General features: G+C 52.5%; 11 protein-coding genes and 1 pseudogene. 7 read left to right on the top strand and 5 right to left on the bottom strand.

The window, feature by feature from the left end; genetic code table 11:
* Window positions 1–3: 3 nt before the first annotated feature.
* Together ACLBVC_RS07460 and ptrR are read right to left on the bottom strand one after the other, a co-directional pair.
* Window positions 4–1,128: an S-(hydroxymethyl)glutathione dehydrogenase/class III alcohol dehydrogenase gene (locus ACLBVC_RS07460; RefSeq protein ID WP_195825023.1), complete on the bottom strand. Its 1,125-nt coding sequence runs from the start codon at window positions 1,126–1,128 to the stop codon at window positions 4–6.
* Window positions 1,129–1,175: 47 nt separating this feature from the next.
* Complete coding sequence (ptrR, locus tag ACLBVC_RS07465) at window positions 1,176–2,102, bottom strand: putrescine utilization regulator PtrR (protein ID WP_410149104.1); 927 nt, start codon at window positions 2,100–2,102, stop codon at window positions 1,176–1,178.
* 200 nt (window positions 2,103–2,302) lie between these two features.
* Here ptrR and ACLBVC_RS07470 point away from each other — a divergent pair, with 200 nt between their 5' ends.
* The 7 genes from ACLBVC_RS07470 to mglC all read left to right on the top strand — a co-directional run bounded on the left by ACLBVC_RS07470 (window position 2,303) and on the right by mglC (window position 10,913).
* Window positions 2,303–3,430, top strand: a complete 1,128-nt coding sequence (locus tag ACLBVC_RS07470; protein ID WP_410149105.1) for a YbfB/YjiJ family MFS transporter — start codon at window positions 2,303–2,305, stop codon at window positions 3,428–3,430.
* A gap of 142 nt (window positions 3,431–3,572) precedes the next feature.
* Entirely contained in the window at window positions 3,573–4,244 is a 672-nt protein-coding gene (folE, locus tag ACLBVC_RS07475; RefSeq protein WP_410149106.1) for a GTP cyclohydrolase I FolE, read from the top strand.
* 174 nt (window positions 4,245–4,418) lie between these two features.
* On the top strand, window positions 4,419–5,573 hold the full coding sequence (gene yeiB / locus ACLBVC_RS07480) for a DUF418 domain-containing protein YeiB (RefSeq protein ID WP_410149107.1): 1,155 nt from the start codon (window positions 4,419–4,421) through the stop codon (window positions 5,571–5,573).
* A gap of 269 nt (window positions 5,574–5,842) precedes the next feature.
* A complete protein-coding gene (gene galS / locus ACLBVC_RS07485) occupies window positions 5,843–6,874 on the top strand; it encodes an HTH-type transcriptional regulator GalS (RefSeq protein WP_410149108.1) in 1,032 nt (343 codons plus the stop codon).
* Window positions 6,875–7,123: 249 nt separating this feature from the next.
* Window positions 7,124–8,122: a galactose/glucose ABC transporter substrate-binding protein MglB gene (mglB, locus tag ACLBVC_RS07490; protein WP_410149109.1), complete on the top strand. Its 999-nt coding sequence runs from the start codon at window positions 7,124–7,126 to the stop codon at window positions 8,120–8,122.
* 226 nt (window positions 8,123–8,348) lie between these two features.
* Window positions 8,349–9,884 (top strand): galactose/methyl galactoside ABC transporter ATP-binding protein MglA, encoded by a 1,536-nt coding sequence (gene mglA / locus ACLBVC_RS07495; protein WP_410149110.1) that lies wholly within the window; start codon window positions 8,349–8,351, stop codon window positions 9,882–9,884.
* Between the two features lie 18 nt (window positions 9,885–9,902).
* A complete protein-coding gene (mglC, locus tag ACLBVC_RS07500; protein ID WP_101075966.1) occupies window positions 9,903–10,913 on the top strand; it encodes a galactose/methyl galactoside ABC transporter permease MglC in 1,011 nt (336 codons plus the stop codon).
* A gap of 463 nt (window positions 10,914–11,376) precedes the next feature.
* Here mglC and ACLBVC_RS07505 read toward each other — a convergent pair whose 3' ends face one another.
* The 3 genes and pseudogenes from ACLBVC_RS07505 to sanA form a co-directional block, all read right to left on the bottom strand.
* Entirely contained in the window at window positions 11,377–12,051 is a 675-nt protein-coding gene (locus tag ACLBVC_RS07505; protein WP_410149111.1) for an ankyrin repeat domain-containing protein, read from the bottom strand.
* Between the two features lie 79 nt (window positions 12,052–12,130).
* Window positions 12,131–16,198: pseudogene (locus ACLBVC_RS07510) on the bottom strand (RHS repeat-associated core domain-containing protein).
* A gap of 274 nt (window positions 16,199–16,472) precedes the next feature.
* Window positions 16,473–17,390: an outer membrane permeability protein SanA gene (sanA, locus tag ACLBVC_RS07515; RefSeq protein ID WP_410149112.1), complete on the bottom strand. Its 918-nt coding sequence runs from the start codon at window positions 17,388–17,390 to the stop codon at window positions 16,473–16,475.
* Window positions 17,391–17,460: the final 70 nt, after the last annotated feature.

The raw sequence follows: 17,460 nt of genomic DNA on the forward strand, positions 1-17,460 counted from the left end.
TCCTTACTTGTTAAAATGAATAACCGTACGGATAGACTTACCTTCGTGCATCAAATCAAACGCTTCGTTGATTTCTTCCAGCGGCATGGTGTGAGTGATGAAATCGTTCAGAGCGAATTCGCCGTCCAGATAACGTTCCACAATGCCCGGCAGCTGGCTGCGGCCTTTGACGCCACCGAATGCGGAACCACGCCATACGCGGCCGGTTACCAGCTGGAACGGACGTGTGGAGATTTCTTCACCGGCTCCGGCAACGCCGATAATGACCGATTCGCCCCAGCCTTTATGGCAGCATTCCAGCGCGGAACGCATCACATTCACGTTGCCGATACATTCGAAGGAGAAGTCCACGCCGCCGTCGGTCATTTCGACGATAACGTCCTGAATCGGCTTATCAAAATCTTTCGGGTTAATCAGATCGGTTGCGCCGAGTTTGCGGGCCAGATCGAACTTGCTGGTGTTCAGATCGATACCGATGATGCGGCCTGCGCCCGCCATTACAGCGCCGATAATCGCCGAGAGACCAATGCCGCCGAGGCCGAATATCGCCACGGTATCGCCTTTTTTCACTTTGGCGGTGTTAATCACAGCGCCCATACCGGTGGTCACGCCGCAACCGAGCAGACACACTTCTTCCAGTGGCGCTTCTTTGTTGATTTTCGCCAGTGAAATTTCAGGAACCACGGTGTATTCGGAGAAAGTCGAAGTCCCCATGTAATGGAAAATCGGCTTACCGTCTTTGAAGAAACGCGTGGTGCCGTCCGGCATCAGGCCTTTACCCTGTGTGGTGCGGATCGCCTGACACAGGTTAGTTTTACCGGATTTACAGAACTTACATTCGCCACATTCCGGGGTGTACAGCGGGATCACGTGGTCGCCAACGGCAACGCTGGTCACGCCTTCGCCGACAGCTTCCACTACGCCACCGCCTTCATGGCCGAGGATCGCCGGGAAAACGCCTTCCGGATCTTTGCCTGAAAGGGTGTAGGCGTCGGTGTGGCATACGCCGCTGGCAACGATACGCACCAGCACTTCGCCTTTTTGCGGTGGCATCAAATCCACTTCTTCGATGGACAGAGGTTGATTCGGGCCCCAGGCGACGGCGGCGCGTGTTTTAATCATTTCCATGGTCGTACTCCATTTTCGTCAGGTGTTTTTTAGTTAAAAGGGTTGGCTTATGCCGGATCCATCACCGGGTCATTTTCGCCGGCAAGAGGATGTTTCAGTAACGGGATCACCCCGTCATTTTGTTCAATGATCAGTTCTTTCAGCGCCCTAACATTGGGGCTGAAGGCGTCCCGTCGCCAGATAAGCCAGGTGGCGGTATCGGCGAATTCATCCGGGATTTCGTGAATTTGTACCCGTTCGTGGCCGGGTAATTGTTCCAGTACAGAGCGCGGGATCATCGCAATCCCCGCGCCGCTGGCGACGCAGGCCATCATCGAATGATAGGACTGAATTTCCATGGTGTTTGCCACCGGCACATTCATCTCTTTAATCCACGCCTGCAAACGCTGGCGGTAGGAACAGCTCGGGCGGAATGCGAAAACGGTATGTCCGCTGCGGCCTGCCGGAAGCTCAAGCGGTGATTCCCCAAGCGGAGAAATCACCACCATACGTTCGCGAAAAGAGATGCAGCCGTTCAGATCGTCAAAATCAATCGGGCCGTCCACCAGCGCGGCGGCTAAACGGCCGGCCCGTACGCTGTCGATAGTTTCACCGGAAGTCGCTGTGACCAGCGAAAGCGCTACCTGCGGAAATTTCTGGTGATAGGCCGCCAGCAGCGAAGGCAGGCGGGTGGCTGCGGTGCTTTCCATCGAGCCCAGCGCGAAATTCCCGGCAGGTTCACCGGCGTGGGTAATGCTCATCGCTTCGTCACTGAGCGCCAGAATGCGTTCGGCGTAATTGAGAAAGTTATGGCCCATCGCCGAAAGGCGGATACGCTGCTTTTCGCGGATGAACAAATCCGTGCCCAGTTCGAGTTCGAGCTGACGCAGACGGGTGGTGAGGTTCGAAGGCACGCGATGCAGCTGTTCTGCCGCCCGCGCCAGCGATCCGGTTTCCGCCACGCAGCAAAACATCCGCAACTGGGTGAGATCCATAATGAGTTCCTGTGTTCTCTAATCGTAAACAACTTGGTTTGTATTATTCAGTTTTCGTGATTGTATCCGTAAGGCATCATAGCTGACAACGTCCAATTCACTTTCTTTTCAGAAATCCTCTGTTTTCAGTATCGGCCTTTGAGTATGTTTACTCATTGTTTCTACTATGTTGCATTGCGGTTTCTTACAGCGGAGCAGTTATGGCTTTTCGGATTGCGCTAAGTGGTTTTCTGGCTTTTGTCGTCGCGATGGGTATCGGGCGCTTCGCCTTTACGCCGCAAGTTCCTTTAATGATAGCTGAACATCAGTTCACGCTGACGGGCGCGGGTCTGGTCGCCGCCTTCAACTATCTCGGTTATCTGTGTGGCGCGTTTGACGGAATGCGTGCGACGAAACATCTGGAACGCCGGTTATGGCTGGGCGTGTGGGGCGGCGTGTTACTGACATTACTGTCGGCGGTGATTTCCGGCGAAGTGCTGCACAGTATTGTGCGCTTTCTGATTGGCTGGACCAGCGGCTGGGCGATGGTGATGGTGTCGGCGTGGTGTAATGAACGGCTGGCGCATTATGGCCGTCCGGCGCTGAGCGCGGCGGTGTTTGCCGGGCCGGGCGTCGGGATTTTCCTCAGCGGAATGCTGGCCGTGGGGATCCACAGTTTGCAGCTGACGTCCGCACAGGCCTGGTCGGTGTACGGCGTGCTGGCGCTGATTTTCGTGGCGATTATCACGCCGAATTTACCGCGCAAAGGCGATTTGCATCGTTCGCATGTGGCAGCGGAACCGCTGGTCATGACACCGGCGCTGAAACGTCTGGTGTGGAGTTACAGTCTGGCGGGCTTCGGCTACATCCTGCCAGCTACTTTTTTATCGCAGATGGCGACGGCGCGTTTTCCTGACAGCCTGTTTGCGCAGTTTGTCTGGCCGGTGTTCGGCGGCGCGGCGGTGATCGGCATTATTATTGGTATTCTGACCCGGCACCGCCTGACCACGCATACGCGTTTGGCGCTGACGTTGTGGATCCAGGGGCTGGGTATTTTGTGCGCGGAAGTAGTGCCGGGCGTCAGCGGCCTGGTGCTTGGTGCATTGCTGACGGGCGGCGGCTTTCTCAGCGTGGTTCAGCTGGCGTTACAGTACAGCCGCGAACTGGCGCCGAACCACAGCCGCTACATGGCGGGGCTGCTGACCACCGGATACGCGGTAGGGCAGTTGTTCGGGCCAGTACTGTCGGCGATATCCACCGCGCTGACGCATCATCTGGAACCGGCGCTGTATGTCGCGCTCGCTGGTTTTGTGATTGCAGGCGTGCTGGTGGTTCGGGATAACCGATAACGTACACCTATTTCATCCATTATGGCTTTTTCATCCTTCAGGAAAGCAATCACTGGATTCTGAATCCGCTCTCTACTACAGTAAGCCACCTCACTTTAGCGTGATCTGCGTCAAAGTGATTACACCTGCCGGAGAAGAATGAATGCCAACCCCAATCCTGAGTAAAGAAGCCATTTTGGTCCATGAGGCGTTGTTAGCCCGTGGTCTGGAAACCCCTCTGCGTGAAGCCCTGCCGATCGACAACGAAACGCGCAAACAGCGGATCCAGGAACATATGACTGGCATCATGCAATTGCTCAATCTGGATCTCTCCGATGACAGTCTGGTGGAAACGCCGCGTCGTATCGCGAAGATGTACGTTGATGAAATTTTCTCCGGGCTGGATTACGCGAACTTCCCGAAAATCACGGTTATCGAAAATAAGATGAAAGTGGATGAGATGGTGACGGTGCGTGATATCACCCTGACCAGCACCTGCGAGCACCATTTCGTGACCATCGACGGGAAAGCGACAGTGGCGTATCTGCCAAAAGATACCGTGATCGGTTTGTCGAAAATCAACCGCATCGTGCAGTTTTTCTCGCAGCGTCCGCAGGTTCAGGAACGTCTGACCCAGCAGATTCTGGTTGCGTTACAGACGCTGCTTGGCACGCCAAACGTGGCTGTGTCGATTGATGCCGTGCATTACTGCGTGAAAGCCCGTGGCGTGCGTGACGCAACCAGCGCAACCACCACCACCTCTCTGGGCGGTTTGTTCAAGTCCAGCCAGAATACGCGTCAGGAATTCCTGCGTACCGTCCGCCATTCTTCGTAAATAAAGCCGCAGCTGCGTTCGCCGCGTTCGGAGACCCGAATCACTGACTTGTGTCAGCTCATCGGGCTCTCCTTCCTTGCTGCCTTGCTGCAACTTCATTTACCTGAAGAGTAGCCCCGATGATTCTCTTCACTTATTCTTAAAATCTAAATAATCCTCAAAAGGAATCTCCGGGTGCGCTCACGTATCGCCACACTCGATTTTGCCCGTGGTCTGGCCATTTTTGGCATTCTTCTGCTCAATATCAGCGCGTTCGGCTTACCGAAGGCCGCCTATCTGAACCCGGCCTATGCCGGTCTTCCTTCTGCTTCTGACGCCTGGACCTGGGCGGTGCTCGACGCCGTCGCGCAGGGTAAATTCCTGATGATGTTCGCCATGCTGTTTGGCGGTGGCTTGTACTTGCTGCTGCCGCGTGGCAAACACTGGATCCAGTCGCGTCTTTCGATTTTATTGTTGTGCGGCCTGATCCACGCCACATTGTTGTGGGACGGCGATATTCTGTTGTCCTACGGGCTGATTGGTCTGGTGTGCTGGCGCATGGTGAGGGAAGGGCGCAGCAGCCAGTCGCTGGTTTCGACCGGGATTATCTTGTACCTCATCGGCGTCGCGGTACTGGCGATTTTGGGCGTGATTTCTTCGCCCAAAGCAGGGAGTTTCTGGCTGCCGGGACCGGCTGAAATTCAGTATGAGCAATACTGGCGGCTGAAAGGTGGCTGGGAAGCCATTCAGAACCGGCTGGATCTCCTATCTTCAAGTTTGCTGGCGATTGGTGCGCAATACGGCTGGGAACTGGCGGGCGCAATGTTAATTGGCTCCGGGCTGATGCGCAGCGGATGGCTGAAAGGTGAATTCAGCGAGCGGCATTACCGCAAAGTGGCGACGGCGCTGTTACCGCTTTCATTGCTGATACAAATTCCGGCGATTTACCTGCAATGGAAGAGTGGCTGGGACTACCGCTGGAGCGGCTTTTTATTGCAGGTTCCGCGTGAAATTGGATCGCTGATGCAGGCAGTCAGCTATCTGGCGCTGTGTTATGGCTTCTGGTCGGTAGTTTCGCGCTGGCGGCTGGTTCACTGGATTTCTCAGGTTGGCCGCATGGCGCTGACCAATTACCTGTTACAGACGCTGATCTGCACCACGTTCTTCAATTTCTTCGGCTTCTTCCTGCACTTCGACCGGCTACAACTGCTGGCGCTGGTGCCGCTGGTGTGGGCGTGTAACCTGCTGGTGACGCTGCTGTGGCTGCGTTATTTCCGTCAGGGGCCGCTGGAATGGTTATGGCGAACCCTAACCATCAAAGCCTCGGGCGTTGAGGTGAAAACAGCCTGAGGTAGGCGCTGTTCTATCACCCTAAATTATAGATTTGAGATGGACGTTGCAGAATTGTATGTAAACGTTTTCTTTCCTGTGACGTGATTCACGCAGGCAGTTTCGCAAAATGTTTAGGATAGCGGTCGTGCCAGTCTGACGACCACTACACTAAAAAGGAAACGCCATGAGCACTTCACCTCGCTTCTCTTTGTCTGCATTTTTTACCTCCTGGGTTAACCATTTCCGTATTCCTCCGTACCACTCTCTGGCTGATGACGGAGCGACAAATGGTCACAATTCGTGATGTCGCCCGTCTGGCCGGCGTATCTGTCGCCACGGTTTCCCGAGTTCTGAACAATCCGTCTATCGCCAGTAAAGAGGCGCGCGAGCAGGTTTTGCAGGCCGTCGCTACGCTGGGATACCGGCCGAATGCCAATGCCCAGGCGCTGGCAACACAAAGCAGCGACACCATCGGCGTGGTGGTGATGGACGTGTCAGATCCCTTTTTTGGCGCGCTAGTGAAAGCGGTGGACACCGTCGCTCAGCAGCATCAGAAATACGTTCTGATAGGTAACAGCTATCACATCGCCGAAAAAGAAAGGCATGCCATTGAAGTTTTGATTCGCCAGCGCTGTAACGCGCTCATTGTGCATTCCAAGGCGCTGGGTGATGACGAGCTTTCGCGCTTTATGGATCAGGTTTCCGGCATGGTGTTGATTAACCGCGTTATTCCCGGCTACGAGCATCGCTGCGTGTGGCTCAATAACGTCAGCGGCGCGGAAATGGCCACGCGTTTGCTGCTGTCTCAGGGACATCAGCGCATCGGCTATATCGGCTCGAGCCACGGCATCGAGGATGATTTGCAGCGTTATCAGGGATATTTACAGGCTATGACGCAGGCACATCATTCTGCTGCTGCCCCCCCTGCGGCCTGGCGTGCGCAAAGTTCACCAGATTTGCAGGGCGGAGAAGCGGCGATGGTCGAACTCCTCGGGCGTAATCTGCATCTGAGCGCGGTCTTCACGTATAACGATTCGATGGCGGCAGGGGCAATGGCGGTGTTGAAAGAAAACGGAATTAACATTCCTGACGATTTCTCACTGGTGGGCTTTGACGATATTCCGATCGCCCGGTACACCAGTCCGAAAATGACGACGGTGCGTTACCCGATCGTTTCCATGGCTACGCTTGCTACCGAACTGGCATTAAAAGGTGCGGCAGAACAGTTAGCTACGGGCATTTCGCATTGTTTTATGCCGACGCTGGTCAGACGGCATTCCGTGGCACCGTGGCAAAATGTGGCACCCGTCACTTATTGATCAAATAACGCGATGTAACCGTTTTCAATCTGTGAGAACTTTCACAGTTTATTAACATCGCGACCTTTATGATGCATTCGTTTTCAACATGATTCACTTTGTGTCCGGCGTTACCGGACTGGTTTCACAGCGAGTCAGGATGTTGTAGGTCAAGGATGGCAGGCACCCGCGATAATGACGTGGAGCTGTACTGCTCCCGCATGGATTGCCGGTTCCACCCTGTACCCCTCATATAAACCGGAGATACAAATGAATAAAAAGGTTTTCACACTGGCTACTCTGGCTGCGAGCATGATGTTTGGTTTTGCCGCACACGCTGCTGATACTAAAATCGGTGTCACCATCTACAAATACGATGACAACTTCATGTCTGAAGTGCGTAAAGCCATCGAGAAAGATGCGAAAGCTTCTCCAGACGTGCAACTGCTGATGAATGACTCGCAAAACAGCCAGTCCACTCAGAATGACCAGGTTGACGTCATGCTGGCGAAAGGCGTTAAAGCCCTGGCCATTAACCTGGTTGACCCGGCTGCTGCTCCGGTCATCATTGAGAAAGCGCGTGGTGCTGGCATCCCTGTTGTGTTCTACAACAAAGAGCCATCCCGTAAAGCTTTAGACAGCTACGACAAAGCGTATTACGTCGGGACTGACTCCAAAGAGTCTGGCGTTATCCAGGGTGAGCTGATTGCTAAACACTGGAAAGCGAACCCGGCCTGGGACCTGAATAAAGACGGCGTGATCCAATACGTGCTCATTAAAGGTGAACCGGGCCATCCGGATGCTGAAGCGCGTACCAAATACGTCATCAGCACGCTGAATGGCAAAGAAGGTCTGAAAACAGATCAGCTGCAACTCGACACAGCCATGTGGGATACCGCTCAGGCGAAAGACAAAATGGACGCCTGGCTGTCCGGCCCTAACGCGAACAAAATCGAAGTGGTTATCGCTAACAACGATGCCATGGCAATGGGTGCTGTAGAAGCTCTGAAATCTCATAACAAATCCAGCATTCCTGTATTTGGTGTGGATGCCCTGGCAGAAGCGCTGGCGCTGGTGAAATCTGGCGCAATGGCCGGTACCGTGCTGAACGATGCCAACAACCAGGCTAAAGCCACCTTTGATCTTGCAAGAAATCTGGCAGCGGGTAAACCAGCCGCCGATGGCACTAACTGGAAAATTGAAAACAAAGTCGTTCGTATTCCTTACGTCGCAGTAGACAAAGACAACCTGTCTGAGTTTGTGAAATAAGAGTTCGTCGATAGCAGTCAATACAGACAGCAATAAAAAAACAAAGCTAAGCAGTGGCAAAAATAATTGCGGTTAAGCCGTAAATAAAGATTAAGTGTGATTAGACGTTAATGCTTGTCTGACAGGATGTCATGTCACGATGCAGCTGGTGAGTTCGCTTGCCGGCTGCATTACTGACATCAGGCATTAATAACCCGTTTATTTTTATCTTTAGCCAGGTACAACTATGGCCGATATTTCGCTCTCTGACACAAAAACAGAAAAGCCAGGTGAATTCCTGCTGGAAATGAGCGGTATTAATAAATCATTCCCAGGCGTTAAGGCGTTAGATAATGTGAATTTAAAAGTGCGTCCGTATTCCATCCATGCATTAATGGGTGAAAATGGCGCGGGTAAATCCACATTATTAAAATGTCTTTTCGGAATTTACAGTAAAGACTCTGGAACTATTCTTTTTCAGGGACAAGAAGTTAATTTTAAAAGCTCAAAAGAAGCGCTTGAGCAAGGCGTGTCGATGGTGCATCAGGAATTAAACCTGGTGTTGCAACGTACTGTCATGGACAACATGTGGCTGGGTCGTTATCCGACCAAAGGCATTTTTGTTGATCAGGACAAAATGTATAAAGATACCAAAGCGATTTTTGACGAATTGGACATTGATATCGATCCGCGCGACAAGGTGGGTAAGCTGTCCGTTTCGCAGATGCAGATGATCGAAATCGCCAAGGCGTTTTCCTACAACGCAAAAATCGTCATCATGGACGAACCGACATCTTCCCTGACGGAAAAAGAAGTGAACCATTTGTTCACGATTATCCGTAAGCTGAAAGATCGCGGCTGCGGGATTGTGTATATCTCTCATAAAATGGAAGAAATCTTCCAGCTGTGTGATGAAATCACCATTTTGCGCGATGGCCAGTGGATTGCCACTCAGTCGCTCGAAGGCCTCGATATGGACAGAATCATCTCCATGATGGTGGGTCGTTCGCTGAGCCAGCGTTTCCCTGATCGCCTGAACAAACCGGGTGAAGTCATCCTCGAAGTACGCAATCTGACGTCGCTGCGCCAGCCTTCCATTCGTGATATCTCCTTTGATTTGCACAAAGGTGAAATTCTCGGGATCGCCGGTCTGGTCGGTGCGAAGCGTACAGACATTGTCGAAACGCTGTTTGGTATCCGTGAGAAAGTCGCCGGAACCATTAAGCTTCACGGCAAAAAAATTAATAATCACAGTGCGAATGAAGCCATTAACCATGGTTTTGCGCTGGTGACTGAAGAGCGCCGTTCTACCGGTATTTATGCGTATCTGGATATCGGTTTTAACTCGCTGATTTCCAATATTCGTCAATATAAAAATAAAGCCGGTTTACTGGATACCTCGCGCATGAAAAGCGATACCCAATGGGTTATCGATTCCATGCGGGTGAAAACGCCGGGACATAAAACCAGTATTGGTTCATTATCTGGCGGGAATCAGCAAAAAGTTATTATCGGGCGCTGGTTATTAACCAATCCTGAAATATTAATGCTGGATGAACCGACTCGCGGGATTGACGTTGGCGCTAAGTTTGAAATTTACCAGTTAATCACCGAGTTGGCTAAAAAAGAGAAGGGGATCATTATTATCTCCTCTGAAATGCCTGAGTTGCTGGGTATTACTGACAGGATTTTGGTTATGAGTAATGGACAGGTGGCGGGCATCGTTGATACAAAAACGACCTCGCAGAATGAAATATTACGCCTGGCTTCCTTGCATCTCTAATTTTTAAGGGTTCTTATTATGAAAGCATTAAATAAGAAAAGTGTGCTCACTTATTTAAAAGAGGGCGGGATTTATGTGGTATTGCTGGTTTTGCTGGCGATTATTATCATTCAGGATCCAAGCTTTCTCAGTCTGGTCAACTTAAGTAACATTCTGACCCAGTCTTCCGTGCGCGTTATTATCGCACTGGGCGTCGCGGGGCTTATCGTCACGCAGGGTACCGACCTGTCAGCCGGGCGTCAGGTGGGCTTAGCGGCGGTTGTTGCGGCCACCATGTTGCAGGCGATGGATAACGTCAACAAAGTCTTCCCGCATCTGGAAGTTGTGCCAATTCCACTGGTTATTCTGACCGTGTGTATTGTTGGCGCGTTAATTGGTTTGCTGAACGGTATTATTATCGCTTACCTGAACGTGACGCCATTTATCACCACACTGGGTACGATGATTATCGTCTACGGGATTAACTCCCTGTATTACGATTATGTCGGCTCATCACCGGTGGCGGGCTTTGACCCGGGCTTCTCACAATTCGCACAAGGGTTTATTCACCTGGGCGGCCTGAAGCTTTCTTACATCACATTCTATGCACTGATTGCCATCGCCTTTGTCTGGGTACTGTGGAACAAAACCCGCTTCGGCAAAAACATCTTTGCTATCGGTGGTAACCCGGAAGCGGCGAAGGTTTCAGGCGTAAACGTTCCGTTAAACCTGATCATGATTTACGCGTTGTCAGGCGTGTTCTACGCATTCGGTGGTTTGCTGGAAGCAGGGCGTATCGGCAGTGCGACCAACAACCTCGGCTTTATGTACGAACTTGATGCCATCGCGGCCTGCGTGGTCGGCGGCGTGTCATTCGCAGGGGGCGTAGGTTCTGTGGCAGGTGTGGTGACCGGTGTACTGATTTTCACCGTCATCAACTACGGCCTGACCTACATCGGCGTGAACCCTTACTGGCAGTACATCATCAAAGGCAGCATCATCATCTTCGCGGTGGCGCTGGACTCTTTGAAATACGCTAAGAAGAAGTAACGACCAGATTGTATTCAGGATAAGTGATTTTGAAGTGTGAATAATCCCCGATATATTCGGGGATTATTTTTTGAAAGATTGTGTGGGAGAGGGGAAATCTATTTAGCTATATTGAGTTGGAAGTAAATCGCGTCAGTATTTGCTTCTCTCACTGCAGCATCTAATGCGTTTTTTTATCGGGTATCATTACCGTTTTACATTGCCTAACATCCTCATTATCACATTCACTATTACTCAAGCATTGTTCACAAAAATGCCATCTTGCTTTTAGTCCATTCACTGTCACTGAGGATAAAGTAAGTGGACTTATATAAAAATTTCTTTCCTCGTCATTACAACCAACCAGTGATAGCACTACTGGCGATAATAATCTCAGCATCAGTGTCACAGTTATAATCCATCCTTCAATGTATATCTTTATAAAACAGCAATATTCACCTATGTAATGTTGAATTTATAAAAATCATCGACAGTACGATTTCATTTCATCCGTTGACTTAGAATTATGTATTACCAGAGAGCAACAGTCTGGAATGACAGGGATGAAATTCAACCTATTCCTGTTAATCGCATAATTACAGGCATACCCGATTTTTTCACCCTTAGGTGTTAAAGAAGGATTAGTTCCATTTTTTAGAAGGAAAATTGCAAAATCAATGTTATTTTTCCAAATTGCTGTTAGCAATGCTGTATTGTCTGTTGAGAGACTAACGCTATTTACATCAGCGCCTTTGGAAATTAAGTATTCTGCAATTTGCTTGTGTTTCTGAGTACCATAATAGGCAGCTATCATTAATGGCGTTTCATGATATTCTCCGGAGGTTCCGTTTACATCAGTTTTGGCAACATCAACGAGTAAAAAAACAGCTTCAGTGTTTGGCCTTATCATTGCTAAATTTAGAGCTTTATTTCTATCAGGCAAAGTAATCACTCTGCATTGCGTTTCATCATTCAAATCACACACATTCCCTTTCAAACACTCATCACAGAACAATATTCTTCTCCTTAATCCTTCTACTTCATATGGAGCAGCAGCAACATGACTCAAATAAAAGTCTCTATTAATCTCACTTTCATCACATGCGGTTAGCATTAAAACACTAAAGGCGAGCAGGACAACTATAGGTTTGATATTCATATGCATCCCTATCAATCAAATAACTTCATCAAAAAAATTAATGTTACTTTAACAATTGTGCGCTTTTATTTATTTCATGCTATTGCACCTTTGTATCAGCAATTGCAGCTTTCTGAGCAGCTTCATATGCAGGCCCACCTAACATTTCCACGGCAGACTGATAAATTCCGGACATAGCTTGGCAGTTATAAAGAAGATTCTCTGCTTCAGGTATCCCTTTTAGCACCCCAAACTTATCATCACAGGCTAAAACAATATCTTTACCTAACTGAGCATCACAAGTGGCCTTACTCTTTCTCAAATCTTCATAACATTTATCATGAGAGCGGCATGCAGGCATGAATGTAGCCCCAAAAAGGCCATCAGGCACGAGTTTATCTGTATTCGCATCTCCGCAACCAGCTCCCCAAGGTTGACCGTCTGACCTCAATGAAATTTTCGATTTATTATTCCCAACATTCGAAAAGTATTTACCAGACAGTCCCAGTACATCTACTCGAAGAACCGGATCCAACGCATAACCATATAAATTCCACCCGCCTCTCAACCCAATCGGATCCTGCGTAATATATCTCCCCTGCATCGGGTCATAATAACGGTGACGGTTGTAATGCAGCCCCGATTCGTCGTCGTAATGTTGCCCCTGCATTCTAATTGGCTGACGCAGTTTGTACGGGTTGAAAACATCGACCGCGTTGCCCCAGACGTCCAACACCGCACTCCATTCCACTTTGCTGGTTTTGTGATTAATCAGCGCAATCGGCGTGCCGAGGTGGTCGCAGTGATAAAGGTGTAGTTTGAGTGCGTCACCCTGTGGCAGCGGGTCGAGCCACAGCGCGAGGTTTTCGGCTTTCAGGCCGACGGCGTCCAGCCATTGCTGGTTGTCGTCGCTCAGATGATTTTTGCGGATGTCCTTTTCGATTTCATTCAGGCGCAGATGCAGTTCGGTCGGGAATGCGCTGCCGTTTTCCTCTTCGAGCTTTTCTGCCAGCGAGCGGTGGCTGTCTTCCATCCGCGCGTGCTCGGCGCGCAGCAGCTGGACGAAGCTGTTCGGGTGATAAATCGTGTGCAACTGGGTGTCGCGGTTTTCCGTCAGCATCAGACGGTCACCGTCCCAGCCGAACCAGATGTTTTGGGTTTCTGTTTCGCCGGACTGCGGATTGATTTGCGTGACGTGCTTGCCGACGCGACGTCCGAGCGGGTCGTAGATATAACGCGCCTGCGTCAGTGTTTGGCCGTCCTCTTCCATTTTCAGACGCGTCAGCCGGTGCGCCTGGTCGTAGGTGAAGTGGCTGATGGCGCCGCGCGGAGCCTCCCGCCAGCCGGCGCGGTACGGGCGTTTCTCCGTCAGATTGCCAAATTTGTCGTGTTCATAACTGTACCGTTCGTCGCGCTGGATGCGGTTGTGGTACCAGACCGGCAGCGTATTGGTCAGCGGCGTGTTCAGGTCGGGGTGCGTGCAGTTGCGGTTGCCAGCGGCGTCGGTGAAGGTCGCTAGAAAACCGTCCGGCGAGCTGACGCTGTTCAGGCGACCGGCCGGGGTGTAGGCGTAATGGTGGTCGCCGAGGCCGGTGGTCATCTGCGTCATCTGACCGGCGGCGTTGTAGTGATAATGGCGTTTCAGGTTTGGATGGCCGACCTCCGGCGTGTTCTGCGCGGCGAGTTGTCCGGTGGGCGAATAGACATTTTCGCTCTGCCAGCCGTCGCTGAACCGGCGGGTGGTTTCGCGGTGCAGTTTGTCGCGGGTGAGTTCGAGCACTACCTCGTCGCCGAGTTTTACGCCGAGCAGATGGCCGGGGCCGTAGGTCTGCCAGCGGATTTCCGGGAGTCCGTCGTAGCGGACGACGGATTCAAAGCCCCGTGCGTCGAAGCCGCGCACCGCCGTGTGTTGCCAGAGCAGGTCGCCGCGGGCGTTGCGGATAATCTGCCGCTCGCCGTTAAGGTTGTCATTGGCGTCGTACTGAAAACGCACGCTGACCAGATGGGTTTCACTGCGGTGGGCGGTTTCGGTGACGCGTCCGGCGGCGTCATATTGCCACAGCACGTCGTCCGGGCCGTCGTTTGTCTCCGGCCGCTGCTGGCGGACAAGGTGGCCTTCGTCATCGTAGTGCCAGTGGGTTATCTGCCCAGCGTCGTCGCTGCGGATAAGCTGACCGGCGGCGTTGTACTGATAGCTCTGCACGCGCCCGTCGAAACCGACCTCCTGCGTCAGCCGGTCCATCACGTCGTAGCGAAATTTTGTATCGACGCCGTTTTCATTCACCAGCCGCATCAGCCTGCCCGCGCTGTCGAATTCAGTCTGTCGGGTCAGCCCGCCTTCGTTCTGTGCGGTTGGATTACCGCGCTCATCATATTTTTGCGTGCTTTGGCTGCCGTCCGGTCGGGTGACGGTGATGACGTCGCCCGCCGCGTTATATTCCCAAACCGTTTTACCGCCCGCGCTGTCCTCACGGGAAATCCGCCGCCCGCGCGCATCGTAGGCAAAGCGGGTTTTCATTCCTTCTTCGTGCTGGATTTCCAGCGGCTGACCGTCGCGGTTATAGCGGTAAGTCGTTTTGAAACCGGAGCAGTCGGTAAAACTTTCCAGCAAACCCGAGACGTTCCATTCCAGCGTCTGACGCCCGCCCGCCGCGTCTTCGGTGGCGCACGGCTGCGCGCTGTTATCGTCTGCATAATGATAGCGGCGGGTCTGGCGCAGGGCGTCAGTGTCGGCACTCAGGCGACCAAACGAATCATATTCCTGACTCACGCGACGTCCGTCCGGCGCGGTGCTGCAGACCAGTTGGCCCTCCTGGTTGTAGTAGAACTGGCTGCGTTTTTCGCCGCCCGGATGCAAAATCGCGCCCAGCGTGCCGTTGGCCGGGTTGATATGAAACTCGGTGGTTCGCCCGAGGACGTCGGTCTGGGATATCAGCTGACCACGGTTATTGAATTTATTCTGTACAGCGCTGCCGTCGGCCTGTTCGAGTCTGACCACGCGGCGCAATCCTTGCTCGCCTTCAAAGTGATAGACGCGTAAGCGCCCGAGGCTGTCGGTGACGCGGGTTTGGTTTTCAGTATATTCAAACTGATAGCTCAGGCCACCGGGATTGACCTGTGAAATGGCTTTGCCGGTGGCGTCGTAAACGTAATGTGTGGCAGGGCGTCCGGTGTAGCGATGGGCAATCATCAGACCGGTGCCGGGGCGTTCCGGATGCCAGTCAAACTCCCGGACCACTTCGCCCGCGCGGTCATACACAGTTTTCAGCTCGCCGCGTGGCGTGTAGTCGTAGCGCACCAGCGGTTTTGAAGGTAAATCCGGAAACGCGATATCCTTCGTCAGCCACACGGCGGAAAGCCGCACGCCAGAATCTTCGCCCCAGCCGGAATTCAGTGCGGGTTTGAAGTCCGGCAGCGTCATCAGTTCAAGACGAAAGCGCCGTCCTGCGCTGTCGGTGACGCCGGTGATGTGCCCGGCAAATTCACCTTCTGCGTCACGATGATAGTTAAGCTGATTGCCGAAACGGTCGGTCAGCCCGAACAATAACCGGCTGGCGGGCAGCGGGCGCGGCAGCACGTCTTCTGCGGTTTCAGGCAGCTGCACGCAGCCTAAAATCCACCAGAGGCCGGTGGCGTCATTGGCGACAAAATAATGATGCGGGCTGTGGCGTAGTTCCTCCGGCAACGCCTGCCAGAGCTTGCTGAGCGGATGCGCCTCGTTTTGCTTATCAGCACCGCCGCGTGCCAGCCAGAGATTTTCGCTGTGGCTGAACACAATTTGCCCCGGCGAAAGATGATGGAAATGGATGCTGCGCCCCTAATTATCGTTAAGGATAAGTTCGTCCGCGCGGATTTGCAGACGGATGTCCGCCGCCGCCGACCAGCCGGGGCCGAACATCCCGATGGGCGCGGGCGTGTCGGTTTTAAAACTGCTGTAGGCACGTGAAAGGATAAACGGCAGTTGCGCGGGCAGCGCGATGTCGGTTTCACCCGGCAGGACTTTGGCACCGAGCGACGGGTTAACGGGACTGCCTTCCAGCACACCACCGGGGCAGACCGAGCACGCCACGCCGGTCGGGGCGCCAATCATCACGCCCAGCGAACCCTGAACAATCGGGCCACCGGTGGCGGTCATATCGCCCTGGCGGGCAGCGGGAAATCCGGTCATGGGTAAGTCCTTTTAGGTAAAGCATCCGTGGAATAATTGATTTTAAGGTGAAGTATTTATCGTTTCATTCACGATATAAATACAACTAAATCAATTAGATGGGGGAAGTTAAACTTTTAAAAGGATATGCGTTGTGAAGAGGTTCACAAAGAACTGAGCATTAAGCAGAGGTTAAGTATTCACTGTATCAGCGGGCAGCAGGATTTGGATTCCCCAGGGCAGGTACGCAGAAGGATAAATGAGTGGACCAGACTCAATGAGACTCGCCCCCAAATCACTGCCGGAACGGATTTCTGCCCACCGGTTTCACCGGTTCAGGTGTTGGTTCGGCGTCTTCGGTTTCGGCCTGCGCGGCGTCATTGGCTTCCTGCGCGGCTTTGATTCGCGCAGCTTCGTCGGCGGCTGCTTTATCCGCAGCGGCTTTTTCTGCGGCTGCTTTATCGGCGGCGGCTTTGGCGATTGCCGCTTTTTTCTCGGCTTCCAGCTGTTGCTGTAATGCCAGCAGTTGTTCAGGGTTCACGGCCGGATAGCCCTGCGCATCATCCGGGATGTTATGAATGGCCGGGATGGGGATCAGCGGGCCAAGGAAGCGCGGCTCGCGTTTGAGCAGGTACAAATCGGTCAGCGCGCCGAGGCGGGCGAAGATTTCACGGCCACGCACGCTGAGCATATTTTTCGGTGAAGGCACCGCGAAACATTGCGCCTGAATGCCCATATGCAGCGCGATAAACAACGCGCGTTCGCAATGGAAACGCTGAGTAATGATGATGAAGTCATTGGTATCAAAGACTTTGCGGGTCCGCACGATGGAATCCAGCGTACGGAAACCGGCGTAATCGAGCACGATGTCGCTGGCAGGAATACCGGCGGCGATAAGGTCGCGGCGCATGGTGCTCGGTTCGTTGTAGCTTTGCTGTGCATTGTCGCCGCTCAGCAGCAGGTATTTCACTTTACCGCTGTTGTACGCGTTAATCGCGCCCTGAATGCGGTACAGGTAATACTGGTTGATCACGCCGGTGCGGTAATACTTAGAAGTGCCCAGCACGACGCCAACCTGACGGTGAGGCAGGGTCTGCACTTCATCATAAATGTATGGCTGAGTGCGCAGACTGATCCACTGATCAAGCCCGATAGCGACCGCCAGCATCAGAATAACGATGCCGGTAACGCCAGCTATAAGTCGCTTAATCATAGATATCCCTGTTTATGATCGAATTGAAATCGGATCCAAGGCTACTTTACCTGTTTAGGGGACGCAATAC

This window comes from Rahnella selenatireducens, assembly GCF_046449555.1.
GTDB lineage: Bacteria > Pseudomonadota > Gammaproteobacteria > Enterobacterales > Enterobacteriaceae > Rahnella > Rahnella selenatireducens.

Coding starts and splice junctions, on each gene's coding strand:
- folE (WP_410149106.1), top strand. CDS start 3,573: ATGCCAACCCCAATCCTGAGTAAAGAAGCCATTTTGGTCCATGAGGCG.
- mglC (WP_101075966.1), top strand. CDS start 9,903: ATGAAAGCATTAAATAAGAAAAGTGTGCTCACTTATTTAAAAGAGGGC.
- galS (WP_410149108.1), top strand. CDS start 5,843: ATGGTCACAATTCGTGATGTCGCCCGTCTGGCCGGCGTATCTGTCGCC.
- ptrR (WP_410149104.1), bottom strand. CDS start 2,102: ATGGATCTCACCCAGTTGCGGATGTTTTGCTGCGTGGCGGAAACCGGA.
- mglA (WP_410149110.1), top strand. CDS start 8,349: ATGGCCGATATTTCGCTCTCTGACACAAAAACAGAAAAGCCAGGTGAA.
- sanA (WP_410149112.1), bottom strand. CDS start 17,390: ATGATTAAGCGACTTATAGCTGGCGTTACCGGCATCGTTATTCTGATG.
- ACLBVC_RS07470 (WP_410149105.1), top strand. CDS start 2,303: ATGGCTTTTCGGATTGCGCTAAGTGGTTTTCTGGCTTTTGTCGTCGCG.
- mglB (WP_410149109.1), top strand. CDS start 7,124: ATGAATAAAAAGGTTTTCACACTGGCTACTCTGGCTGCGAGCATGATG.
- ACLBVC_RS07505 (WP_410149111.1), bottom strand. CDS start 12,051: ATGAATATCAAACCTATAGTTGTCCTGCTCGCCTTTAGTGTTTTAATG.
- ACLBVC_RS07460 (WP_195825023.1), bottom strand. CDS start 1,128: ATGGAAATGATTAAAACACGCGCCGCCGTCGCCTGGGGCCCGAATCAA.